Annotated in this window: 21 protein-coding genes; 3 read left to right on the forward strand and 18 right to left on the reverse strand. The window is 45.6% G+C overall.

Going from position 1 to position 24755, the window contains the following annotated elements:
• From AC5V8P_RS04750 to AC5V8P_RS04790, 9 genes are all read right to left on the reverse strand, one after another.
• Positions 1-1185 (reverse strand): NCS2 family permease (locus AC5V8P_RS04750; RefSeq protein WP_495473566.1); only part of this gene is annotated, 1185 nt, incomplete at its 3' end.
• Positions 1186-1357: 172 nt separating this feature from the next.
• A complete protein-coding gene (locus AC5V8P_RS04755; protein ID WP_063213004.1) occupies positions 1358-2107 on the reverse strand; it encodes a tRNA threonylcarbamoyladenosine dehydratase in 750 nt (249 codons plus the stop codon).
• A 157-nt stretch (positions 2108-2264) separates the two neighbouring features.
• Positions 2265-4043, reverse strand: coding sequence for an aspartate--tRNA ligase (gene aspS, locus AC5V8P_RS04760; protein WP_064796860.1), 1779 nt, complete (start codon positions 4041-4043; stop codon positions 2265-2267).
• Positions 4044-4129: 86 nt separating this feature from the next.
• Positions 4130-5374, reverse strand: a complete 1245-nt coding sequence (gene hisS, locus AC5V8P_RS04765) for a histidine--tRNA ligase (protein ID WP_064796861.1) — start codon at positions 5372-5374, stop codon at positions 4130-4132.
• Positions 5375-6059: 685 nt separating this feature from the next.
• Positions 6060-6530: a hypothetical protein gene (locus tag AC5V8P_RS04770; RefSeq protein ID WP_064796862.1), complete on the reverse strand. Its 471-nt coding sequence runs from the start codon at positions 6528-6530 to the stop codon at positions 6060-6062.
• Between the two features lie 62 nt (positions 6531-6592).
• The gene (locus AC5V8P_RS04775; RefSeq protein ID WP_064796863.1) at positions 6593-7099 is read right to left on the reverse strand and encodes a type 1 glutamine amidotransferase domain-containing protein; all 507 of its coding nucleotides are present in this window, start codon (positions 7097-7099) and stop codon (positions 6593-6595) included.
• A gap of 246 nt (positions 7100-7345) precedes the next feature.
• A complete protein-coding gene (locus AC5V8P_RS04780; RefSeq protein ID WP_142613299.1) occupies positions 7346-7570 on the reverse strand; it encodes a hypothetical protein in 225 nt (74 codons plus the stop codon).
• 74 nt (positions 7571-7644) lie between these two features.
• On the reverse strand, positions 7645-8091 hold the full coding sequence (gene dtd / locus AC5V8P_RS04785) for a D-aminoacyl-tRNA deacylase (protein WP_063212999.1): 447 nt from the start codon (positions 8089-8091) through the stop codon (positions 7645-7647).
• Positions 8092-8226: 135 nt separating this feature from the next.
• The gene (locus AC5V8P_RS04790; RefSeq protein ID WP_063212998.1) at positions 8227-10404 is read right to left on the reverse strand and encodes a RelA/SpoT family protein; all 2178 of its coding nucleotides are present in this window, start codon (positions 10402-10404) and stop codon (positions 8227-8229) included.
• A gap of 270 nt (positions 10405-10674) precedes the next feature.
• Here AC5V8P_RS04790 and uraA point away from each other — a divergent pair, with 270 nt between their 5' ends.
• Positions 10675-11985, forward strand: a complete 1311-nt coding sequence (gene uraA, locus AC5V8P_RS04795) for a uracil permease (protein WP_063212997.1) — start codon at positions 10675-10677, stop codon at positions 11983-11985.
• Positions 11986-12118: 133 nt separating this feature from the next.
• Here the strand turns inward: uraA and AC5V8P_RS04800 are convergent, their stop codons facing one another.
• The 7 genes from AC5V8P_RS04800 to AC5V8P_RS04830 form a co-directional block, all read right to left on the reverse strand.
• A complete protein-coding gene (locus AC5V8P_RS04800) occupies positions 12119-14167 on the reverse strand; it encodes a methyl-accepting chemotaxis protein (RefSeq protein WP_063212996.1) in 2049 nt (682 codons plus the stop codon).
• A gap of 229 nt (positions 14168-14396) precedes the next feature.
• Complete coding sequence (locus tag AC5V8P_RS04805; protein WP_063212995.1) at positions 14397-14909, reverse strand: adenine phosphoribosyltransferase; 513 nt, start codon at positions 14907-14909, stop codon at positions 14397-14399.
• Between the two features lie 65 nt (positions 14910-14974).
• The gene (gene recJ / locus AC5V8P_RS04810; RefSeq protein ID WP_064796864.1) at positions 14975-17371 is read right to left on the reverse strand and encodes a single-stranded-DNA-specific exonuclease RecJ; all 2397 of its coding nucleotides are present in this window, start codon (positions 17369-17371) and stop codon (positions 14975-14977) included.
• Positions 17372-17404: 33 nt separating this feature from the next.
• Positions 17405-18361 carry a cation diffusion facilitator family transporter gene (locus tag AC5V8P_RS04815; RefSeq protein ID WP_063212993.1) on the reverse strand — a complete coding sequence of 319 codons (957 nt, stop codon included), beginning with the start codon at positions 18359-18361 and terminating at the stop codon, positions 17405-17407.
• Between the two features lie 202 nt (positions 18362-18563).
• Complete coding sequence (gene secF, locus AC5V8P_RS04820) at positions 18564-19478, reverse strand: protein translocase subunit SecF (RefSeq protein ID WP_063212992.1); 915 nt, start codon at positions 19476-19478, stop codon at positions 18564-18566.
• The gene (secD, locus tag AC5V8P_RS04825) at positions 19468-20724 is read right to left on the reverse strand and encodes a protein translocase subunit SecD (RefSeq protein WP_063212991.1); all 1257 of its coding nucleotides are present in this window, start codon (positions 20722-20724) and stop codon (positions 19468-19470) included. Before secD ends, secF begins: the two co-directional genes overlap by 11 nt.
• 90 nt (positions 20725-20814) lie before the next feature.
• On the reverse strand, positions 20815-21072 hold the full coding sequence (locus AC5V8P_RS04830; protein ID WP_063212990.1) for a post-transcriptional regulator: 258 nt from the start codon (positions 21070-21072) through the stop codon (positions 20815-20817).
• Positions 21073-21378: 306 nt separating this feature from the next.
• Between AC5V8P_RS04830 and spoVB the strand changes: the two genes are divergently transcribed.
• A complete protein-coding gene (gene spoVB, locus AC5V8P_RS04835; protein ID WP_064796865.1) occupies positions 21379-22950 on the forward strand; it encodes a stage V sporulation protein B in 1572 nt (523 codons plus the stop codon).
• 5 nt (positions 22951-22955) lie between these two features.
• Here the strand turns inward: spoVB and AC5V8P_RS04840 are convergent, their stop codons facing one another.
• The gene (locus tag AC5V8P_RS04840; protein WP_063212988.1) at positions 22956-23732 is read right to left on the reverse strand and encodes a YetF domain-containing protein; all 777 of its coding nucleotides are present in this window, start codon (positions 23730-23732) and stop codon (positions 22956-22958) included.
• A gap of 204 nt (positions 23733-23936) precedes the next feature.
• Here AC5V8P_RS04840 and AC5V8P_RS04845 point away from each other — a divergent pair, with 204 nt between their 5' ends.
• On the forward strand, positions 23937-24326 hold the full coding sequence (locus AC5V8P_RS04845) for a TIGR04086 family membrane protein (protein ID WP_063212987.1): 390 nt from the start codon (positions 23937-23939) through the stop codon (positions 24324-24326).
• 71 nt (positions 24327-24397) lie between these two features.
• On the opposite strand, the gene yajC is transcribed toward AC5V8P_RS04845, so the two are convergent.
• A complete protein-coding gene (gene yajC, locus AC5V8P_RS04850; RefSeq protein ID WP_013372646.1) occupies positions 24398-24733 on the reverse strand; it encodes a preprotein translocase subunit YajC in 336 nt (111 codons plus the stop codon).
• Between the last annotated feature and the right edge of the window lie 22 nt (positions 24734-24755).

A 24755-nucleotide genomic window follows, 5' to 3' on the forward strand; every position in this document is an offset into this window, starting at 1 on the left:
AAAACCAAATGCCATTCCATCTACAATACTGTAAGTAAAGGGCATCATCACCATGATCAAAAACGCAGGAAACGATTCGGTAAAATCACTGAAATCCATTTCTCGCACATTTTGTACCATTAAGCCCCCGATAATGATTAATACAGGCGCAATGGCACTGTCAGGAATATAAGCCAACAGTGGAATAAAGAAAAATGTCGCACCGAATAAAATTGCAGTTACCAGCGGTGTCATTCCCGAGCGTCCCCCTGCGGCAATACCAGCCGTCGATTCCGCAGCGGCTACTGCGGGACTGCTGCCCAGAATACCAGCAAAGATATTGGTGACAGCCAATACACGCAAACTGTTCTTAAAAGTATCCGGTCTTCCAATCATGTTGGTCTGTGCAGTAATCATTCCAACATTCTCGAACAACACAATTAATAACAGCAAAAAAACAGCGATCCAAAAGGCTACCGAAACGATGCCTGAAAAGGAAAGCTCCCCAAACAATTGCCCGTATTGACGTACTGTTTCAGAGGTTCGCACCGCGCTTACTGGCTCTACAGCTCCCAGTATGTATGCAAGCCCGGTTCCTACCAAGATACTGATAAGCAAACCTCCCTGAACGTTGCGCACAAATAATACAATCGCGAGCAACAATGTTACACAGGCTGTAATCACCTTGGGATCATTAAAATGACCAATAGCCACAAAAGTGGTTTGATGTGCAATCACAATCCCGCTTTTTTGCAAGCCTATGAAGGTTAAAAACAGACCAATGCCGACCGTAATTCCATGCTGCAGATTGTGGGGAATCGCCTGACTTATTAGCTTGTACAATGATGTAAATGCCACAATGGCGAATATCATCCCTGTGACAGCAACCACCATCAACGCTTCCTGCCAGCTCAGCTTCATGGAATGTACGAGCGTGTACGTAAAAAAGGCATTAATCCCCATCCCTGGTACAACAACCATGGGAGACTTTCCGCCAAAAGCCATCAGCAGACAGCCGATAATGGACGTGAGCAGTGTCCCTAGCATCGCTCCTTGCAGCGGAATCCCTGCATCCGCCAAAATAGTTGCATTAACCATCACAATATATACAACAGAAAAATAAGAAATGGCACCCGCGGCCAATTCCTTTTTCCAATAGTGCTCAGGCTTAAAACCGAGACTTCTGGACCATAGTCCATCCTTCATACCAAAACCTCCAGCAAGTTGTTCAATCTGTTGCAGTAAGCTGCGTTTTTTCAAAACAAAAAGAGCTGTAGTCTACTGTGACACCAAGTGAAGTGATGCACAGAACTACAGGTCTTAAAGGGAACACACACTACTGTAATCTATGGGTGTACTGTCATGCTATTTTTCCAGCTTACACACCAGCGCGCTCTAACAAATCCTTCACGGCCACACTCACCATGATCAAGCCTACTACCGGAGGTACATAAGCATTGCTTGCAGGCGGCTGCTTTGCTTTCCGAATTTCAGGCGCGTTGGCAGGTACAATTTTTTTGGTAATGTCTTCGCGCGGCTTCATGGGCTCCTCATCAGAGAATACAACCTTGACGCCTTTGGTAATCCCTTCCTTGCGTAGCTTGGTACGGATGACACGGGCAATCGGGTCCATTCTTGTCTGGGAAATATCAGCAACTTGAAAACGACTTGGGTCCATTTTGTTCGCAGCGCCCATGCTGGAAATCATCGGAATTCCCCGTTTCAAGCATTCCTTAATCAAATGGATTTTGTAAATAATCGTATCCGAAGCATCCAGCACATAATCCAGGTCGTACTTGAATAGCTCCTCATATGTTTCTTCTGTATAAAACATGTTCAGTGCAATCGCTTCACATTCAGGATTAATCAGCTTCACGCGCTCAACCATCAGATCAGCCTTTTTTTGCCCTACGGTCGTCGTCAGCGCATGAATTTGGCGATTAATATTGGTAATGTCTACGACGTCCTTATCAATCAAGATAATACGTCCAACACCTGTCCGCGCCAGCGCTTCCACTGCAATCGAGCCGACACCGCCGATACCCAATACAGCTACCGTGCTATTTTTCATAACCTCCAGACCTTCCGTCCCGATGGCCAGTTCCGTGCGTGAAAATTGATGCAGCATATGGTAATCCTCCCTTACTGGTTTAAACTCTATACTTGAATTCCAGCGTACAAACCACGAACCCATTACCCATAAAGGGTAACGGGTTCACGGCATTTTATAATCTATTTACATGCCAATAGAATGGCACTTGCAAGTCCAACGTTTGTTTTAAGCTTTACGCTTTAGGCGCAACCGGCTTCGGAGCAAGACGAATATGAAGCTGATCCAACTGAGCTTGATCCACTTCGGCTGGTGCATCCATAAGCAGGTCGGTTGCGCTGGCTGTTTTCGGGAATGCAATGGTTTCACGAAGATTTGTACGACCTGCAAGCAGCATGACCAGACGGTCAAATCCGAAGGCAATACCGCCATGTGGAGGCGTACCATATTCGAAAGCATCCAGCAGGTAACCGAATTTATCCTTCACTTCTTCCGGCGGCAGGTTGAGCGCTTTGAACATTTTCTCCTGCACTTCACGTTTGAAAATACGCATCGAGCCGCCACCCACTTCGTAGCCGTTCAGCACGATATCGTAGGCCTGAGCACGAACTTGACCTGGATCTGTGTCCAAGAGGGCCAGATCTTCTTCCTTCGGACGAGTGAACGGATGGTGCTCCGCTACATAACGTTTTTGCTCTTCGTCATAGCCCAGAAGCGGGAAGTCTACGACCCAGGCAAATTTGAATTTGCTATCGTCGATGAGCCCCAAATGACGGCCAATTTTCAAACGAAGCGCGCCCAAAACATCGGCAACTACTTTTTTATTATCTGCAGAGAACAGCAATAGGTCGCCTTCTTCAGCTCCCGTGCGCTCTTTCAGTGCTTCGATTTCTTCTGGGGTGAAGAATTTAACGATAGGCCCCTTGAATTCGCCTTCTTTCACTTGAATCCAAGCCAAGCCCTTGGCTCCATAACGTGCTGCAAAAGGACCCAGGTCATCAATGTCCTTACGGCTCCATGTACCGCATCCTTTGGCATTAAGGACTTTAACTTCGCCACCCTTTTCAATTACGGAAGCAAATACTTTTACCCCACTGGTTGCCACGATATCATTGACATTGATCAACTCCAGACCAAAACGCAGGTCAGGCTTGTCAGAACCATACTTGTCCATTGCCTCGGCATGTGTGATCCGTTGGAATGGGGTTTCCAGTTCTACCCCAATTGTTTCTTTGAACAACTTCACCATCAGACGCTCCATCATAGGCAGCAAGTCATCCTGTTGCATGAAGGAAGTCTCAATGTCGATCTGCGTAAATTCAGGCTGGCGGTCAGCACGCAAATCTTCATCACGGAAACAACGTGCAACTTGGTAGTAGCGCTCCAGGCCGCCCACCATCAGCAATTGCTTGTACAATTGTGGCGATTGCGGCAAGGCAAAAAATTCGCCTTCATGCACTCGGCTAGGAACCAGATAGTCACGTGCACCCTCTGGGGAGCTCTTCGTCAAAATCGGTGTTTCCACTTCAATAAAATCTTCGCCGTCGAGGAAGTCGCGGAATACTTTTGCTGCTTTGGAACGCAACTTCAATGTCTGATGCATTTCCGGACGACGCAGGTCCAGATAACGGTATTTCAAACGCAGCGACTCGTCTACTTCTACGCCATCTTCAATGAAGAATGGAGGTGTTTTGGATGCATTCAACACTTCGATTTCAGTAACACGTACTTCAATTTCACCTGTAGGCAGGTTCGTATTGATTGTTTCTGCATCACGTTTGACAACGGTGCCAGTAACCTCAAGCACATATTCACTGCGGACACGGTCTGCAATTTGCAGTGCTTCACCGGAATAGGCTGGATTAAACACGATTTGTACGATTCCACTACGGTCACGCAGATCTATAAAAAGTACGCCCCCCAAATCACGACGGGTCTGTACCCAACCGTTCAATGTAACTGTTTCTCCGATATGCGCATGAGTCAATGCGCCGCATTGATGACTCCTTTTCATAATACACACTCCTGTTTATGTTTAGTAGTTAATGCTATATGACAGCCAGAGGGAAGCTCCCCCTGACTGATGTTACATCCTGTTATTTAACCTAGTTCTTCTACCAGCTGATCCAGCTTAACAGTACGCTGCTCACCGGTTTCCATGTTTTTCAGTGCAATTTCGCCTTTAACGAGCTCATCGTCACCCAGAATCGCTGTATATCTTGCTTTAAAGCGATCTGCCGATTTCATCTGCGCCTTCATTTTACGTCCCAGATAATCTCGCTCTGCGGAAAATCCAGCTTGCCGCAACTTGAACAGTTGCTTGGTTACTTCCGTTTCTGCTGCCTCACCCAACGCCACCATATAGATATCTAGCGGCTTGGCTTCGTTCAAGTTGACTCCCTGATGCTCCAAGATCAGCTGAATTCGCTCCAGCCCGATACCAAAACCAATCCCCGGCTGATCAGGTCCGCCCAGATCTCCAACCAATCCGTTGTAGCGTCCTCCTCCACCAATCGTGTCAATAGCCCCAATTCCTTCGGCTTTGAATTCGAATGCTGTCAGCGTATAATAATCCAGCCCCCGTACCAAGCGGGGATTCACTGTATATTCCACGCCCATCGCATCTAAATTTTGCTTTACTTTCTCAAAGTGCGTGCGGGATTCCTCATCCAAACTATCCAGAATGGAAGGTGCCCCGCCAAATTTGTCCTGATCATCTTTGCTATCCAGCACTCGCAGCGGATTACGCTCGATGCGTGCTTGGCTTTCCTTGGTCAACATATCCTTGATGGGCATCAGGAAATCCACCAAATGCTGCCGATAAGCAGCACGGCTGGCAGCATTACCGACAGAGTTAATTTCTACCTGTACACCTTTCAAGCCCAGCTCACGGCAGAACTGGTACCCGAAAGCAATAACTTCTGCATCCAGCGCCGGGTCCATCGCCCCGAATGCTTCAATGCCAAATTGGTGAAACTGGCGCTGACGCCCAGCCTGTGGACGCTCATACCGGAACATCGGACCAATATAATACAGCTTGGTCACATCCGGCTCACCGTACAGTTTGTTCTCCACATAAGAGCGGACAACCCCTGCCGTTCCTTCCGGACGCAGCGTCATGCTCCGTTTGCCTTTATCCTCAAAAGTATACATTTCCTTTTCCACCACATCGGTCGTTTCACCCACACCCCGAATGAACAAATTCGTTTGTTCAAACATCGGTGTACGGATCTCACGATAATTAAAGCGGCGGCTAATTTCGCGGGCTTTTTCCTCGACCACTTGCCATTTTTCAACACTGCCTGGCAGCAAATCCTGTGTTCCCGTCGGTTTTTGAAAGGCCATTAACGTATCCCCCCGTCGTTGTAGTTCTTATTGTGCGCTTTTCTACTTACTCCAATTTCAATATAAAACAAAAAATCCCTCGCCCTGTTAACATCAACAGGGACGAGGGATTGTCGTTTACAAATCACCCGTGGTACCACCCACATTCCGGAGTTACCCAGACACCCGCATAAGAATGACTTCGTGTCCGTCAGCATTGCGCTGACTCCGCTCATACGTATAACGCCCGTAACGCGCAGTACGGCTATTATGCAGGGTAGTCTGCTGTTGGGCATATGTTATGCATTGCTCAGCAGAAATTCCTCATTGTTCGCCGCCTGTTCTCGGGGAGGTCATTCGTCCGCTCATCAAGGGAATTTTTACAGCCTGGAAATTCCTCTCTGCGCTTGTGGGTTCGGAGTACTTGGTCCCGTCATCAAATCATTTTTCATTATTTTATGATTTTAATGAACTGCTTCGACAAAGTCAAGAGATTCCTCCTAGAATCAGACAAATAAGTCTTATAAAAAGAAAATAACCTGCGGAAACGGTCCGCAGGTTTAAAAAGATATATCAAAAGGGGGTCATGCTGTTATTATAAACAACGAATATTAAGGAATGATGTTTCGAATATTACAATTATATTACAGTCATGCTAGTGGACAATTTCCTCGGGTATCGACAATCTTGTGCCACTCGCTCGTCTTTAATCTAGCTGCGCCACATAGGCGCGATTGGAACGAAGCTTATAGATGATCTCTTCATAATCGGCCTCATTCACCTTGGCGGACAATACATACCGTAATTCATCATGATCACCGTTAATATACACATCTGTTGCCCGAAGCAAACCTCCGTCATGATCTGTTGTTCCGCTCCGATCTTCATTGAGATCCCTTTGGGCAGCACCAGAATTAACCTCGTCATCCTTCGCACCTGGTAGAATATTCTCCCCATAGGCCCCTGCGGCTGGGATTGCCGCATCAGCAGACCCTCCTGTGCTCACAGAACCAGTATTGTTATAGGGAATAAGCGGAATTAATACCCTCGTCTCGCGACCGAGTGCCTCATCCAGAGCACCTACTTCCAAATGTTCAGTTCTATAAGCTTGAAGCGAAGCTCTGGCACCCTCAGCTTCATCTTCTGTGCGGAAATAAGCCTGAATCTGTTTAGCCATCTCAAATCCTCCTCGTATGGGAATTGTACTGGCATAAATCTACAGAAGCATTCACGGTCAAATTACAATGCCTTTAACAACTCACGTACAAAGGCTGGCTCATCCTTAGGCGTCCGAGAGGTAATAAAGTTGCCGTCCACGACCGCCTCTCGATCCTCAAAATGAGCACCCGCATTAATCAAGTCATCTTTTAATGGAGGGTAAGCTGTGATCGTTCGGCCTTGTAACAAATCGGCGCTCGCCAAAATTTGCGGTCCGTGGCAGATAGCTCCAATCGTTTTTTTGGACTCGTTCATTTCAGTTACAAATTTCAGGATATTCGCATCCAGACGCAGATTTTCCGGAGATGATCCACCAGGAATAACCACTGCATCGTAGTCACTTGATTTCACATCAGCAATGGATTTCTCAATGGTGTAGCTTACTTTGCCTTGTTTGCCGTTCACTTTTTCACCTTGTTTTAGCCCAATAATATCTGCCTCGTGTCCAGCCTTTTTCAGTTCATCATAGGGGACCTTCATTTCGGAATCCTCGAATTGGTCAGCTAACAAGAATGCAATTTTACTCATTATCGTTCAGATCTCCTTTCCGATTATCCTCAGAGCGAGCTTAAAGTTAGGTTTGTTTACCACGCTTTGTTATTACCCGCTTGATCTGTGTTTATAACAATTCTCAGCAGTGAACAAGAAAAAGGAGCCCTTTTGGCTCCCCTCTGATTTACTGCCACATATTTTATTTTCGACCTCTTTATAAATGCTTAAGACAACACGTTGTTAAGACTTTAAGGCTACGTCTACCACAATTGATTCTTGTTGTTACCTACGTGGCAGGGCACCGCGTCCTGGCTTGTCCACAGCTGTAGCAACATGCTGTAATAACGCATCAGCATTACGAGTAAGGCTGATTGCCTCCCGTATACTGCCAGGATACAGCAGCACCGAGCTTCGAAATCCGTCCATTTTTGGGGTCTGACGCATCACTTCGTCTCTCCTGTCACCCTTAAAGCTTACCAGATGGCTTGCCACCAACCGGGATGACATTAGGTTCCCTCTAAACGGTTATTTTATTCTTTTCTTCTGCTCAGGTGCTCAGATCATACCTAATCAATGTTGAACTACGAACGTTCGCTATCCAAAATCAACGTCACTGGGCCCCAGTTGGTCAGTGAAACATCCATCATAGCCCCAAAAATTCCTGTCTCGACCTCCAGGCCTTTGGCTCGAAGCTGGCTGTTGAAGAAATCATACAGCTTCTCGGCTTCCTCAGGTTTGGCCGCTCCCATAAAGTTGGGTCTTCTCCCTTTACGGCAGTCACCGTACAATGTAAATTGAGAGACTGACAAAATAGCTCCACCGACGTCCAGCACGCTATCGTTCATTTTGCCTTCCGCATCCTCAAATATACGCAATCCCGCTGTTTTATCCGCCAAATAAACGGCATCGGCTGCCGTATCTCCCTGACCAATACCAACCAGCAGCATTAATCCGGTTCCGATCTTGCCGACCACCTTTTGATTCACCGTTACCTGAGCGTCTTTACAGCGCTGAATAATGATCCTCATCGCCTCTCCGCTGCTCCTTTACTATTTCCCCTTAGAAGGTGCTCACAGTCGTATACGGCTTCTTCCAGCCCCTGCGAGCCTTGTACCTAAGCTCTACTACAAAACTATACAAACTTACGAGTACATTGAACAAGTTTATTGCATAATCCGATGCACGGTGTATACATCCTTCACCCGTTTGATCCGTTCGACAACGGAATGCAAATGATCCGTGTTACGAATCAGAATTGTAATGTGAATCATTACCATTTTATTTTTATCCGTACGTCCTGTCACGGCCGAGAAGCTGGTTTTGTTCTCAGAAATGGCTTGAAGCACCTCGTTCAACAAACCGTTGCGGTCATGGCCTGTAATCTCAATATCTACACTATAGTTGACCTCAGCTGCTTCTTCCCATTCAACTTCAATCACGCGCGCCTGATCTTCGTCTGTACCCAAAGGAATATTCGGGCAATCCTTACGGTGAACAGATACCCCGCGCCCACGTGTAACATAGCCAATGATATCGTCACCCGGTACAGGGTTACAACATCGTGCAAAACGAACGAGCAAATTATCGACGCCTCTAACACTGACACCATTGGTCGGTGCTTTTTTCCGTTCACCCTGCGGTTTGTACTCCTTGACCTCGGTTGTCAGTTCGATCAGTCGTGCCTCTTCTTGTTCCTTGCGCAACTTCTCTGTCAGGCGTGTACAAACCTGAGCTGCGGTTATACCACCAAAGCCAATCGCTGATAGCATATCTTCAGAATCATTAAAAGAGAACTTTTGCGCCACTTCCTGAAGTTTGTCCTCGGTCATCCACACCGATGGCTCAATATCACGCTTTCTCAGCTCACGCTCCATACTTTCGCGACCTTTTTCGACATTCTCTTCGCGCTTTTCTTTCTTGAACCACTGCTTGATTTTACTGCGCGCGTGAGAGGACTGAGCAATTTTAAGCCAGTCCTGACTAGGTCCATATGAATGCTTGGACGTCATAATTTCCACGATATCGCCAGTTTTCAGACGATAATCCAAAGGAACAATTCTTCCATTTACCTTAGAGCCAATTGTCCGATTTCCAACTTCGGTATGGATACGGAAAGCAAAGTCCAGCGGAACCGATCCAGCCGGCAACTCAATAACCTCTCCCTTAGGCGTAAAAACAAACACAAGGTCTGAGAAAAAGTCCATTTTGAGTGATTCCACAAATTCCGACGCATCCTTCGCCTCGTTTTGCAGCTCCAGAATTTCTCGGAAAAAGGTGATCTTATCCTCAAAGTTCGTGTTATTTGCCCCGTTGTTTTCTTTATAAGCCCAATGGGCGGCAATCCCGAATTCAGCGGTGCGGTGCATATCCACTGTACGAATTTGTACTTCTGTAGGCTCTCCATTGGGACCCACTACGGTCGTATGGAGAGACTGATACATATTAGCCTTAGGCATGGCGATATAATCCTTAAACCGCCCCGGCATCGGTTTCCACAACGTATGGATAATCCCCAATGTGGCATAACAGTCTTTAATGTTATCCACAATAATTCGAATAGCCAGCAAATCATATATTTCATTGAATTGCTTGTTTTTCGTTGTCATCTTTTTAAAAACACTGTAAATATGTTTAGGACGTCCGGACAAATCAGCCTGAATGCCCATCTCTTCCAGCTTTTCTCTGATACGCTGTATGACATTATCAATAAATTGCTCGCGCTCTGCCCGCTTCTTATGCATCAAATTAGCGATGCGATAATATTGCTGAGGATTCAGATAACGCAAAGCAATATCTTCCATTTCCCATTTAATTGCTGAAATACCCAATCGGTTTGCAACCGGACAGAAAATCTCCAACGTTTCATAAGCAATTCGACGCTGGCTTTCTTCCGATTGATATTTCAGGGTACGCATATTGTGCAGACGATCTGCCAACTTAATGACGATGACACGAATGTCCTGCGCCATCGCAATAAACATTTTTCGATAATTTTCGTTCTGCTGTTCTTCCTTGGATCGGAACTGGATACGCTCCAGCTTCGTTAGACCATCGACAAGCATCGCACATGTATCGCCAAAATGCTCACGAATCTGCGCTAAAGACACTGTCGTATCCTCCACAACGTCATGTAAAAGAGCGGCGATAATGGAGATGGTATCCATCTGCATATTAACGACGATATCAGCAACCGCAAGCGGATGCAGAATATAAGGTTCACCGGACTTACGAGTCTGGCCGGAATGGGCCTGCTCGGCAAAATCATAGGCGTCCCTGATGCGGATAAGATCTGCTTCTCTGGTATAAGCCCCGGCCTTTTTAAGTAATTGCTCTATCCCCATTCTGCTCTATTCCGTGTCCTTTCTATGCAAAATGGAACCCGCCGATCAATGTCGCGCAAAGGTTCCCTTTTTAAAAGTGATTTCCTACAATTATGACGCTTAGCACGCCACACGTCAACTATTACAGGTTTGGCACTGTCGCATTATTTTGTCACACATGGATAAGTAAAATCACGATTATTGGCGAAATGGAACGAATTATATTGAAAAAATTACGAAAAGTAATTAATGTATATAAGAATAATTGAAAGAACTAAGGAGTGAACTGCGTTGCAACGCGAAATTCAAGTTAATGAAAAGCTTCCAGCAGGGCCTGGGTTCCTGCTCAGCGTACAGCATTTGTTTGCCATGTTTGGCAGCACCGTGCTGGTGCCCAATATTTTCGGCGTCGATCCCGGCATGATTTTGCTCATGAACGGTATTGGAACATTGTTGTACATATGGATTTGCCGTGGCAAAATTCCTGCGTATCTCGGCTCCAGCTTCGCTTTTATCGCTCCCGTCAGTCTTGTGCTTAAAAGTAACCCTGGCAGCAGTGGCTATGCAATGGCCTTGGGTGCTTTCATTGCTACAGGTATTATTTTCTGCCTCGTCGCCCTGATAATCAAATATGCTGGGACACGTTGGCTGGACATCGTTTTTCCACCGGCTGTCATGGGCTCCATCGTAGCTTTAATCGGTCTGGAGCTTGTACCGGTTGCAGCAGGCATGGCAGGCATTATCAATGCCGATCCGACTAAAGCCTGGACACCTGATCCCAAAACGATCACCCTTTCCCTCGTTACACTGGGTGTTACGGTTCTAGGAGCGGTATTGTTTCGTGGGTTCGCCAAAATTATTCACATTTTGATCGGTATCGTGGTAGGCTATGTGCTTGCTTATTTTATGGGAATGGTCAATACACAGGCCATTGCGGACGCTCCTTTGTTCGGTCATCCCACAATTACTACTCCAACCTTTGATGCCTCGGCTATGCTGACGATTCTTCCTGTTGCTCTGGTGGTCATTGTAGAGCATATTGGTCACCTGCTTGTAACTAGCAACATCGTCGGACGCGAGCTGTCCAAGGATCCTGGTCTCCATCGTTCTCTGCTGGGTAACGGGATTTCTACCATCATTTCCGGCTTTGTAGGTTCTACACCTAATACGACTTATGGTGAAAATATCGGTGTTATGGCATTAACGAAAGTGTACTCTGTATGGGTTATTGGGGGGGCGGCTATCATTGCCATCCTGTTGTCCTTCTCGGGTACGTTCTCCGCGATTGTTTCTAATATTCCGTCCCCAGTTATGGGTGGCGTATCCTTGTTATTATTCGGTGTGATCGCTGCCTCTGGTCTTAGAATCTTCGTTGAGCAAAAGGTTGATTTCGCTAAGCCAACCAATATGCTGCTCGCTACCATTGTGTTGGTTGTCGGAATCAGCGGTACTACGTTCACTTGGGGTGCTGTTACCCTGAAAGGTATGGCACTGGCTACAATCATTGGGATTATTCTGAGTCTGTTCTTCAAGCTGATTGATGTGCTCGGCTGGTCGAACGATAAAACGCAGGAACCTTTAACTGAAAAAACACCAGATTGATATCTGTCTTCAATTTAAAAAACGCCGCTCCATGTAGGTTAGAATCAACACGCTCAGGCTGTGTAGGCAAGCGTGTAAGTATCCTTCTTACATGGAACGGCGTCTTTTTATGCATTTTATTTATTTGGCAATATCACACTTGAAAACGGGATACGACCTGACTAAGGGTATCAGAGACACCTGTAAGCGACTTGGCGGAGCTATTCAGACCTTCCAGGTTCTTTAGCTGCCGTTCGGATCGTTCCGAAGCTTGCCCTGCACGTTCAGTTGAAGCTTTCGCAATATCTGCAAGATAACCAATAGATGCCGCAACTTCTTCCGAGCCTGCCGACATTTCTTCAGAGGCAGAAGAAACCTCCTGTACCTCTGTCGCTACCTGCTGAATATCCTGATTCATCGCTATAAAACGTTCTTCCACCTCACGTAAAATAGACACTCCTTCATCCATCTCCAGAGCCCCCTGCTGCATTCCTTCCAAGGCTAATTTGGTTTCTTCCTGCATGGCTCGGATTCGACTCGTAATTTGCTCCGCAGACTCGCTTACATTAACGGCCAGCTTGCCGATTTCTGAAGCCACCACAGCGAACCCTCGGCCATGCTCCCCGGCACGGGCGGCTTCAATGGAAGCATTCAACGACAGCAACTTGGTCTGTCCACTAATTTCCTGAATCATTCCAATAATACTACCAATTTGGGCGGACCGTTCATTTAACGAACTTACTACTCTGCCCGCCTCATCCATAGACAGTTTCGCTTTATACATTCCTTGGTTGACCACGTTCAACCGTTCATTTCCTTGTTGTGCTTTATGTTCAATCTCGGTGGTTGACTCGGATACATGCTGTATAGATTCAGCAATGCGCTGTATGCCAACAGCCATTTGTTCCATCGCAGTCGCACTCTCTGCTGCGGCAGCCAATTGAAGCTCGGCTCCTTCCTTCACCTGTGCTAATTCTTCTGCATTATGGTGCGCATCTATAGCAGCCCCGGAAATCTCTTGGGACATTTTTGAAGATACGCCTGAGATCACGTTCGACTCTTCATTCAAGCGCAATGCCATCCCTCTAGTTACACCTATCACCTTATTGATCCCGTCAGCCATTTGACCAAACTCATCCTTACGTCGGTGTGCTAGTTCAACGGTGTAATCCCCAAGAGCCATGCGATTGGTCATCTGCATTATTTTTTTAATCTCTTTGATCATACCTGAATTGTTAATCAATATCGCTCCTATAATTAGTAAAATGCCTATAACACTAACCATTAATAGAAGTTTAAGCATTTCATTCGCAGAGCGATTCAAATCCGATTCTGGCAGTAATACACCGATTTTCCATCCGGTTTGTGGAAGTGTTTCGTACATTATCCGGTAATCCTTATTATCAAGGGGTACGGATAGTTGTCCAGACATACCACTTTGAATAGATTGTGCTGCTTCTGCATTCATCGTGTTTGTTAACGGCTCGCCTGCTTTTAAAGACGGGAGACCGGATGACAGAATAGCTCCGTTCTTATCCAACAAGATTGCACTACCTTGAGTACCAAACTTCATTTTTTCAATATACGTCTGGATACTTGACATATTTAGGTCGCCTGTAATGACACCTAACAATTTTCCCTGTCTGTCATAAAATGCTTTCCCTGCAGTAATCATATTGATGTTCAGCTTGCTATCGTAAAAAGGCTCTGTGAAATTTATATCTTTACCACGTTCTACAGCTTCTGTATACCAAGGCTGCGTTAAATAATCATATTGCGGATCGTCATATTCAGTCGTTTGCTTGACCAGCTCGCCATCTCTGTGCACATATATTGAACGGTAAGTCACTCCCGGATCATATGCACCCTTAGCAAAATAAATACCTAACCCGTATGACATATCATTTAAAGCCAGCTCTTGTTCAAAAAAACGTCCATAGCCCTCAATGTTCATTCCTGTTCCCAGTTGTTCCGCACTCTTAGTCAGCATCGAAACAAGTAAAGCATGACGATCTACATTTGCCGCAATATCAACTTTAGCCCTTGTCAAAGAATGAACAGCATTTTGGCTTATTTCCGTATCTAGCTTCTGCCTGGCAAAAAAATAAGACAAAAAACTGATTAAAATCAGTGTTATAAGTACGATTGGAACCAAGGTAGAAAATGTACGTGCTTGTAAGCTCTTAAATTGAAATATACCCAATATATATCCACCTCTGTTTCTTTTTTAATCTTTATCGACATTTATTTTATTTTTTTATAACTCTTTCCCAATAAAACCCGTGGTAATTTGTTACAATAAGGAAATTCAATTTAATTACAATCAAAAAATAGCCCGATGGACCAACTCTTTAGATAAAGAGATGATCCATCAGGCTATTTAAACAATCTATACATAAAATATTTCCCGGGAAACCCCGGTTCCGAAATACTTAATACTTAATCAGGGTGAATACATCTACGTCAGGTAGCTTCGCCCGTCCGTTGAGATCAGACAGCTCGATCAGAAAAGCAGCTCCTGCCACATTACCACCAAGTTGGCGTACCAAGTTCACGGATGTAGCGATGGTTCCACCTGTAGCAAGCAAATCATCAGCAATCAGAACATTTTGCCCCGGCTCAATCGCATCCTTATGCATAGCCAGAGTATCCTTACCATATTCCAAACCGTATGCTTCCTCAATGGTTTCTCCAGGCAACTTGCCACTTTTACGGATAGGAATAAAACCAACCCCCAATGCATAAGCCAGAGGTGCACCCACAACGAATCCACGTGCTTCCGGACCTGCAATCAAATCAATTTTCAAATCAGATACCAGTTCCTTCATATCGTTGATAGCCTTGCGGTACAGTTCACCATTTTTCATTAGGGTTGTAATGTCCTTAAAACTAATCCCTGGTTGTGGAAAATCGTTAATCACCCGAATATATTCTTTGTAGTCCAACTTAGTTCCTCCTACTGTAAACTTCTAATTAGTATATACATTTTACAAAACTGCAAGGTAGTATCTCAAGACGCACCCTTCATAAGCGACATAATCCAGCTTGTCATTTGGGTGGTGTCTGCGTCCAGTAAATAGCGCTCCATCTCAGCCATATTATACAATTCCTGATAGCGCGGAGAAGCAGTTAAATCCCGCTTGGGCGGATTGGATACAAAACGAAATTGACCCTCTGTACGCGTCAAAAACTCAAGATCCTCGAAGATGTCCAATACTTTGGATAACATACGGACTGAACAGGAGCACTGCCGGCTAAGGGCAGGTAGCATTGCTTTTTCATCAATTAGCTGTGTACCCATTCGGGAAAGCACAATGTAAATACGCTTAAACAGCTCCCTATCGGGACTTACGAGCCGGCCGCCACGCTCACTGGGCGAATGAAGAAGAAAAACGTTCTCTACATTCTCAAAGGTAGACCATAAAGCATGAAACTGCTCAGGGGTATCTGGCGGCTCCAGTACGAACAATGACTTCACAGAGTGCTGTGTATTTTTTTGACCATCACTGGGAGTAACGCAGCCATTTTTATCGTATAACCATAAGGATTCAGCATCCACAGCGCTCGATGGACGAAGCCGAGATGAGGGATGGATCAACACTGCTACATCGTTCTTTCTATCCTCTAAGCTTGGATGAAAGATCTTTAGCCCTCGCTCCAGTTCGGCAAGAGGGTCCGATACTCCACGGTAATCAAAAATTTGCGGAGCCTGCACACGAATATCCTGCAACATCAGCTGAAGGGATCGTTTACCGTTCCACTCGTTAATTGATAATTCACCCAACAGATCTATGTCCGTATCCTGCTGTAAAAAATCAGCCAAATCGCCACGTCGGAAGGCAACTGCTTCCAGCGATAAACCGTTCTGCTCCAGTACTAGCTTCACATGGTTTTTCTCACGTCCCATTTTACGAGCCTCACGCAATTGAAGCCCCTGTAATACGAATCGTGGCGAGGGATTTCCCATACCAAAAGGCTGGAGCAATTCGAGTTCTTCAACTACTTGTAAAGATACCTCATCCAGACGACAGACCATATCAGCCTCAGCTACAGGAATAAAATCTTCTGGTGTGAGAATGGAAGCTGCATAGCGGTTTAGCCGTTCTTCAAATAATTGAAGATTGTCACAGGACAATGTCATTCCCGCCGCCGAAGGATGTCCACCAAAATGCTCCATGAGCTCATGACAATCTGTGAGAGCACTGTAGATATCCAATGCAGGAATAGAGCGAGCAGATCCTTTGCACATACCTGTCTCCGCATCTATGCCCAGAATAATAGTTGGCCGATAATAGCGATCCAACAGCTTGGATGCCACAATCCCGACGACACCAACATTCCAGCCTTCACCAGCCAAAACAATAACGGATGGAAGCTTGCCTCCATTGATTTTGGATGCTAGTTGCTGCTCGGCTTGCTCCACAATGCGTTCGACCACTTGTTGACGCTCACGATTGAGCAGATCCAGCGCATGCGCAAGTTGGTCAGCTTCCTCCTCTTTTTCTGTCGTTAGCAGGGAGACAGCTCGTCCCGCATGATCCAGTCGCCCGCTCGCATTAATCCGCGGAGCCAATGCAAACGCGATGTTGACCGAAGTCACTGTGGATATCTCCACACCCGCTACATGAAGTAGCGCCCGAATCCCTGGGAATGCAGAGTTTCTCATGGATTGAATCCCTCGGCGTACTATCGTCCGGTTCTCACCATGTAGTGGCATCAAATCAGCTACTGTACCAATAGCGGCGATTTCAAACCATTCCTCGGGTACTTCACTCAACAACGCCTGAGCCAGCTTCAGAGCAACACCAACGCCTGCAAGGCCTTTAAATGGGTAGGGACAAGCCGGCAGCTTCGGATTAATCAATGTATAAGCCTCAGGAAGTACAGCAGGCGGTTCATGATGATCAGTCACAATTACATCGATCCCTAAGGAAGTCGCATAAGCAACTTGCTCTACTGCACTAATTCCCGTATCCACCGTAATGACCAGCGTAACTCCTTGCTGATGTGCCCAATCCAGAGCATGGTTGTGCAGACCATATCCCTCATTCGAACGATGAGGAATGTAAATATCATAAGATGCCTTCAGAAAACGCATAAGCTGAATCATCAATGATGTACTGGATACGCCGTCTGCATCATAGTCACCATAGATTAGTATATGCTCGCCACGCTCCAGGGCCTGGCGAATTCTCGGTACGGCCTCTTTCATGCCATGTAGCAGAAAAGGGTCGTGTACATCGTCCATACTTCCGTACAAAAAGCGGTTTGCTTCCCCGGCTGTAGTGACGCCCCGGTTCACTAAAAGCCGGGACAACAACTGTGAAATCCCCAGCTCTTCTGTTAACGGCTGAGCCGCTTCCAGGTTAACCTCCGGGGTCTTCCATCTGTACTGCGAATGAAGCAATCCTATTCACCTTTCTTTCATAGTCGGCCTGCCTCATTGAAGCAAGGACGACGCATCATTATCAGGCAGTTCATGATTGGATTTATAAGGATACCCGGCTTGGTAAGAAATGAACTGCATTTGTACATGAGTCACCTGTGGAAAACGGGCTAATAGCAAATTTTTAGCTCGATCGGCAATTTCCTGTGCTTCCTGCACCGTAATCCGCGGGTTAACACTTATCGTAACATCCACTGTTATGAAATGGCCCGTTTCCTGGGCATGTAAGTGTTCCACCGTTACAATACCATATACTCGTTGAATCGTCTCCATAAAGCGCTGGGAGTCTTCCTCCCGCAAGGGTTGTGCAGGTGCCTGATAAGCGGTATTCATCACCATCAGATATCCTTTACGCAACACCAGACAGGCTACCAGCAAAGCTGCAGTTGGATCAAGATACAACAAAGCAGGCCATTCCATTGCTTCGCCAGTCATTGCACCGATCATGCCGATCAATGCAATCAAAGATGAATACAGCGAGTACCGTTCATGGTTAGCATACCGGTCTGCTTCCGCTTTAAGGCCATGTTTTATCGAGTAGCGATATTGAAACTGAAATAATGCTTCTCTCAACACCAAAGCAATTAACACGGTAATTAAAGCATACAGACCGGGAGCCTGCGGCTCCGAACTACTTAATGAACGAACAGCAGAAATACCTAGCTGAAGCCCGCTCATCAGCACTAGGATAGCCAGCACCACAGATATGACCGTCCGAACTTTTTCACCGTTCCGCAACCGCGCCAGCACTCCGTGATCTGTACTTGCCTTGGAAAACAACAGCTCTTGCAAACGGGAAGCACTATCCGCAGCCGTGTGCAGTGCATCCCCCAACAACGCTTTGCTGTTTGCCGCATAACCGACGGTTCCCTTAAGAACAGCCAACACGAGATTACCTACAATCCCGCTCAACGCCGCAGTTTCTAGTGATCGGCTGCGTTCGCTACTCACAACGTTTCCCCCTCAATCCTGAACTAACCCTTTCCCGATAAAGCTCCATTCCAATTAACCGGATTTCTTCAAATAAAACTTTTTATGAACGCCGTGTCTCACTATTAACCCCAAACATAAGGTAAATCTTAAAACCTTAGAAAACCGCGCCTAAGCAGACGCGGCTTTCTCTTTAATTTTATACTACTGGTATTTGCGTAACTTAAGACTTTGCAGTTTTGGCTGCTCCACCAGCTGTCGGCGTCTTTTGTTTCCCCTTCAGAGCTACCCACAACGGGCTGGCAATAAAGATGGAAGAGTAAGCACCAAACAGCAAACCGATCACCATCGCAAGCGAGAACATCCGAATCGATTCGCCGCCAAATATGAATAGACAAACGGACGCAATAAACACTGTAAACACAGTTGCGAGTGAACGCGTCATCGTTTGTGCAATACTGTGATCGACTACTTGCTCCAAATCAGCTCTGGACTTTTTCTTTGCAAATCGCAGATTTTCCCGAATACGGTCAAAAATAACGACGGTATCGTTAATGGAGAAACCGACAATTGTCAAAATGGCCGTAATAAAGGTCAAATCGACCTCAAGTCGGAAAATCGAGAAAATACTGATGACAAGAAACGCATCATGCAGCAACGAAACAATCGCAGCAACCGCAAAACGCCATTCAAACCGAATCGAAATGTAGATAGCAATGGCCACAGAGGCTAGCAAAACCGCCCAAATTGCATTTCGCTCCAGCTCTTGCGCCATTTCCGTATCCACCGTATTGACCTCAAATGATGCCTTTGGATCAAGCTCTTTGTTAAAAGAGGTTTTGAAATCATTCACTTGCTGATCCGTCAACACTTGTGAAAAACGAATGCCGAATCGCTCTTTACCTGGTGTATAATCTACCTCTTTGCCGATCCCGTTCTTGTCCAGCAAAGTTTGAATCTGTTTTTGTGTAACTACCTTGGTCAAATTAACATCCACGTTGGAACCGGAACGGAAATCAACCCCGTAATTCAAACCGAATATCGACAAGCTCAAAATACCAAGCAACGTGACAATAATCGAGAATGTATAAAACCACTTGCTCATCTTGACATATTTGTAGTCCCAATTAAAGCGCACTAATATCACTCTCCTTCACACCAAAATACTTGGCCTTCTTCACAGCATCCGCTTTAACCAGCAGATTGAGCAAGAAGCGCGAGAAGAAGATATTTGTCAAAATACTAACGACAATATCAACGATGAGCACGAGAGCAAATCCTCGAACGGAGCCTGTACCCAGACCAAACATGACGGCTGCCGCTATGATTGTTGTAATATTGGCATCCATAACTGTACGGAACGATGCCTTACTGCCTGCGATGACAGAAGAACGAATCGTTTTGCCTGACTTGATTTCTTCTTTAATCCGTTCATACGTAATAATGTTGGCATCCACCGCCATCCCGATCCCGAGCACGAAGGCTGCGATGCCCGGAAGTGTGAGCACAAAACCGCCCAAATAAAAGATCGCAAGCACCAACCAAGTATGAACAATGAGACAGAAGCTAGCGATCAGTCCCGGTACACGGAACATTGCAATCATAAAGATTAGAATGATGACCGAGCCGATCAGACCAGCACGGATTGTCTGATCCAATGACAATTGACCCAGTGTAGCCCCTACACTCTGAGAATATTTTTCCGTAAGTTTAAGCGGAAGAGCACCCAGGTTGATGGTATCTGCTAGCTTGTTCGCTTCATCACGTGTGTAGTTACCTGTAATCGAAGCACTGCCATCCGTCAATTCACTGCGGACTGTAGGTGCAGACAGTAATTCATCATCCAGGAAAATAGCTAACTCTTTATTCATAAGTCGCTTTGTGATTTCCGCGAATTTGGCTTTGTCCTTTACTTTAATACTAATCTCAGGTTTATTCAGCTGGTCATAGCCAACAACAGCGCCATTCTCCACAAAATCATTACCACGGAGCTCAATTTTACTGTATTGACCCGGCTTTTTAGCATCTGCTGCCGTTGCACTACGGAAGGTTAACTCTGCGGGTTTTTTCAGCATGGAGCGGACTTCTGCCTCATTAGAGACACCAGCAAGCCGCACCCGAATCCGATTGCTCCCCTCTGTTGTTACCTCCGGCTCAGTCGTACCAAGCGCATTAATCCGTCTTTCCAGACTTTGTGCTGTTTGTATCAGAGACTGGCTGGTTACTTGCTGCCCGGCTTCCAAAGGCTGGGCTTCATATAAAATTTCAAAGCCTCCCTTTAAATCGAGGCCTAGTTTTAAACTTTTTAGTAGGCCCGGGCTTGTCCCGACCATAACACCAGTTGTTATGAGCACGACCACGATGAAACTTAGAATTCTCTTCATTCCGTCCCATGTTCCCCTTTCATTCTCAATATTCCTATTATAGCTACCCCTCAAAAAGCAGTCAATTTGAACGCAAAAAAAGACCCCCTTCTATTCGAAAGTGGAGCCCCGTAATGCGGACATCGTCAAATAGTTCATAAAGCTCGTCGCTTTAAGGGAAAGTATATCGTTAACGAGCTTGTGCAGCGGAGGAATACCCTCCTTTTCATATTTATGGCTGACGCAATTCCACACGTCCTTACTGGTGACATGTTCATAGCCTACAAGAATCAGCTCATCCGCCTTACTTTGACAGAGTATCTCAATTGCGTCAACCCAATCCTGCTCATCCAGCTCTTCCATACCCACGATGGCCGTTCCTCCTCCCAGCGACTATCGGTTCCGCAGATCAGTAATTAGCGGGGTTGTTGACTGCTTTATAGAACATTTCTGTCCTGATCTTGGAAAACCCTTCTTTTCGTCGAAAATAGCCGTAAATCAACAATATATGCATTCATTTCGCTCGTCAATAGCAGAATTCCCCACTCTCCCTCTTGTAATCTGGATCACCTTATTTTCAAGCTGAAAAGCTTGTCATGAACATGGACAGGTCCGGCATATCTTCTAAGGAACATATAGATGCTGAATTACATTTTGGGGAAGAGGGAGTTGCGATTGAAAAAGCAGACGTTCATTCATGGAGCAATTATTTTATTGGCAGCGGGAATCATCAATCGGCTACTGGGTTTTATTCCCCGAATCGCACTCCCGCGTATTATCGGTCCCGAAGGAGTAGGGCTCTACCAGCAGGGATATCCCTTTTTTATCGTACTAGTGACTCTTATTACTGGGGGCATCCCTCTTGCGGTGGCCAAGCTTGTAGCTGAAGCTGAAACGGCAGGGCAACCCGAAATGTCACGGCGTATTTTGCACACAAGCTTGCGCTTCACCATTACACTCAGCCTGATTGCCATGGCAATCTGTCTTGTGTTTGCACCTTGGATCACAAGCCATCTCCTGACCGACAGCCGGGTATATTATACATTTGTGAGTATGAGCCCAATGATTGTCATTGTTGCTGTTTCCTCAGCTTATAGGGGCTATTTTCAAGGAAAACAAAATATGATTCCGTCCGCGAGTTCCTCCATTGCGGAAACCGTCATGCGCATTTTTTGCGTCATTTGGTTTGCTTACTTGTTACTTCCCCATGGGATAGCCTACGCTGCTGCAGGTGCCATGCTCGGTGCTCTGGCGGGTGAATTCATTGGCATGGTTGTGCTGCTATGGCAATACGCCTGGAACCAGCGAAAGGATTATACTCTTCAACCGAAGGCTCCTTTATCTTCAGAGGTCTATACCGAGCAATCATCTATTTTGTCACGTCTTATGTCTATATCCGTTCCCGTCACGGCTGGTAGGCTTGTTGGTTCCTTATCATATCTGCTCGAATCGATCTTGTGTATGCGCAGCCTCGCCATAGCGGGCATTGCAACTGGTGTGGCAACCGCACAATATGGAGCCATGCAAGGAATGGTTATTCCTGTTTTATTACTACCGGGGGTCCTTACCAGCTCGTTGGCTGTTTCACTTGTGCCTTCGTTATCCGAAGCCGCAGCTAACGGACATATTACCGCCATTCACAAACGTTTGCATCAATCGCTTCGTCTTGCTCTAGTCGCAGGAGCCCCATTTGCCGTTATTATGTATGTATTGGCAGAACCGCTGTGTTTGTTGCTCTACAATAATGGCGATATTGCAAGCATGCTTAAACTTATGGCCCCATTTGCTCTTTTTATGTACATTCAGGCCCCGCTTCAGGCAGCACTTCAGGCATTAGACCGTCCTGGAAGTGCCTTATTGAATACCTTTATCGGAGCCATTATCAAAATTGGTCTGATTGTATGGCTTGCTTCCCAGCCTCAGTACGGTATTTACGGAGCTGTCATTGCTATCTGTATTAATAATGCTATCGTTACCCTCCTACATGGCTTCAGTGTCAGTAGACTGCTTCGTTTTCGTGTACGTTTACTTGATTTCTGGAAAACCGGGATGGGCATGATCATTATGGCGGCAGCGGTATTATATACCTACAGGCATTTAACGATTTTCAATCAAATGTGGCTCCAGTTTATTTTTGCCGCAGGAATAGGAATTATTCTCTACCTGTTCCTGATGACCATAATCAAAATGATCGATTGGGACAACCTCACCCGCATTCCAATTTTGAGAAGGTGGTTTAAAGCATAAAGAAGCTATTCCAGAGATTCCCCATAGGCTGGCGGTGTAATGTACACATCCCCTCTATGGTTAACCGAGCATAAGAAAACATCCTTAAAATCTTTGTGTCCTTTCGCTTGAATCTGATTTTTAAGCCAAAAACGGTTCATATCCATCCGTTCCAAGTTTCGATCCAGCACCTTTCCGTCCATAATTAATGGAATAGGCAGTCCCTCATATCTAAACTTTCCGCCAATTTGTGGAGAAGGATGAACTTTATTTTCCTGTTGCTCTTTGTTTATCAGTTCATTTTCTCTTTCATCCTGCTTATTTTTTTCGTGTTTAGCTTCATCGTAATTTTCCTTGCTAATAACCGTAAGTTTACCTGTTGTCTCCAAAATAACATACTCAACTTCGTCCAAACTTTCTATATTTTGTTCACGAAGTTGTAACATCAAGTCGTCTAAGTTGTAACGTTGCTTCTTCATTTCGTCCTTGTATAGTTGTCCATTTGAATACAAAACACTGGGCTTACCATCGAATAGTAAGCGCAAACGCCGACTTTTCAGACTGAAATAGGAAATTCCAACTTGCAAAACCAACAGCACTCCTAAAGGAATCAACCCTTCATAAAGTGGACGTTTTATATCCTCCAGGCTGAATACAGCAATTTCCGCAATCATAATGGATATGACGAGATCGAATACAGACAATTTTCCGATCTCCCTTTTACCCATCAAACGCATCACCAGATATACAATAAAATACATGAGCAGCGTCCGAAAAATATGAGCAAAAATATCGTGACTCAATAGGTTCGCCTCCTCTCCTGTACTTGACAAGACATTAGCCGTTCATTGTACACGTATTCTGACCGTTCTTCACTTGGCTCATACAAAAAACAAAAGGCTAAATTATTGAAATAAAGAGAAAGACTGCTTACGACTTGGTACTAAGCTAGGAAGCTTGGCCATAGAATGATAATAGTTCAAACCTTGGTACAGGAGGAATTATCCATGGAGCTCATTCGCCGCTGGTGTTCGTTTCGTCTGGCCCATCCCGTTTTATCCGGCTTATTTTATGCTTTTGCATGGATGCTGTTAGGCGCATTGATTCTCTCACTACTCTTGTGGATGACACAGATGCAAGAACAGGACTTATCATTGTATACGTACATCGTCCACGCATTCGCCATGCTATCTGGCGGCTTCGTCGCCGGTAAAAGATCCACGAACAAAGGCTGGTATCAAGGCGGTATTACAGGCATCCTGTATGGGCTAATCATTCTTCTGGTCGGTTTTTTGGCATTGGATGCAGGCATGAACGGTAAGGACCTGATGCACTTAGGAATCGCGTTTGTCATAGGAGCAGGTGGGGGGATGTTTGGCATTAACTTCCGCAAGTAGATCGACATGTATACCACACACAAAAAAACCGAGCCTCCTCAAAGGCTCGGTTTTTGCATAACAATCGCAAGTTACGATTTAGAAACAACTTCCTCAGAAGCAGTGTCTTTTGCAATCGCATTACTGATCGCACTACGATCAAAGGTCAGCTTCGTTACATCATTCACACGCAAAACAACTACATCGTCTGTAATCTCCACAATTGTACCGTGAAGACCTCCGATTGTAATCACTTTATCTCCCTTTTTCAAAGCTTGAAGCATCGATTGACGCTGCTTTTGTTTCTTCTGATTCGGACGAATCAGCAAGAAATAGAAGATTACAAACATCAGAGCCAGCGGCCAGATCATTTGAAAAAGTCCCCCAGCTCCACCAGGTGCAGCCGCAGCTGTAGCAAAATGAAACACATTAAATCCCCCTTTCGAATAC

It is taken from the genome of Paenibacillus sp. N119s (assembly GCF_059447605.1).

Bases quoted from the DNA above. Each gene is read 5' to 3' on its own strand.
- AC5V8P_RS04755 (WP_063213004.1), bottom strand. From the start codon at position 2,107: ATGCTGCATCAATTTTCACGCACGGAACTGGCCATCGGGACGGAAGGT.
- aspS (WP_064796860.1), bottom strand. From the start codon at position 4,043: ATGAAAAGGAGTCATCAATGCGGCGCATTGACTCATGCGCATATCGGA.
- hisS (WP_064796861.1), bottom strand. From the start codon at position 5,374: ATGGCCTTTCAAAAACCGACGGGAACACAGGATTTGCTGCCAGGCAGT.
- AC5V8P_RS04770 (WP_064796862.1), bottom strand. From the start codon at position 6,530: ATGGCTAAACAGATTCAGGCTTATTTCCGCACAGAAGATGAAGCTGAG.
- AC5V8P_RS04775 (WP_064796863.1), bottom strand. From the start codon at position 7,099: ATGAGTAAAATTGCATTCTTGTTAGCTGACCAATTCGAGGATTCCGAA.
- AC5V8P_RS04780 (WP_142613299.1), bottom strand. From the start codon at position 7,570: ATGTCATCCCGGTTGGTGGCAAGCCATCTGGTAAGCTTTAAGGGTGAC.
- dtd (WP_063212999.1), bottom strand. From the start codon at position 8,091: ATGAGGATCATTATTCAGCGCTGTAAAGACGCTCAGGTAACGGTGAAT.
- AC5V8P_RS04790 (WP_063212998.1), bottom strand. From the start codon at position 10,404: ATGGGGATAGAGCAATTACTTAAAAAGGCCGGGGCTTATACCAGAGAA.
- secD (WP_063212991.1), bottom strand. From the start codon at position 20,724: ATGAAGAGAATTCTAAGTTTCATCGTGGTCGTGCTCATAACAACTGGT.
- AC5V8P_RS04845 (WP_063212987.1), top strand. From the start codon at position 23,937: ATGGAGCTCATTCGCCGCTGGTGTTCGTTTCGTCTGGCCCATCCCGTT.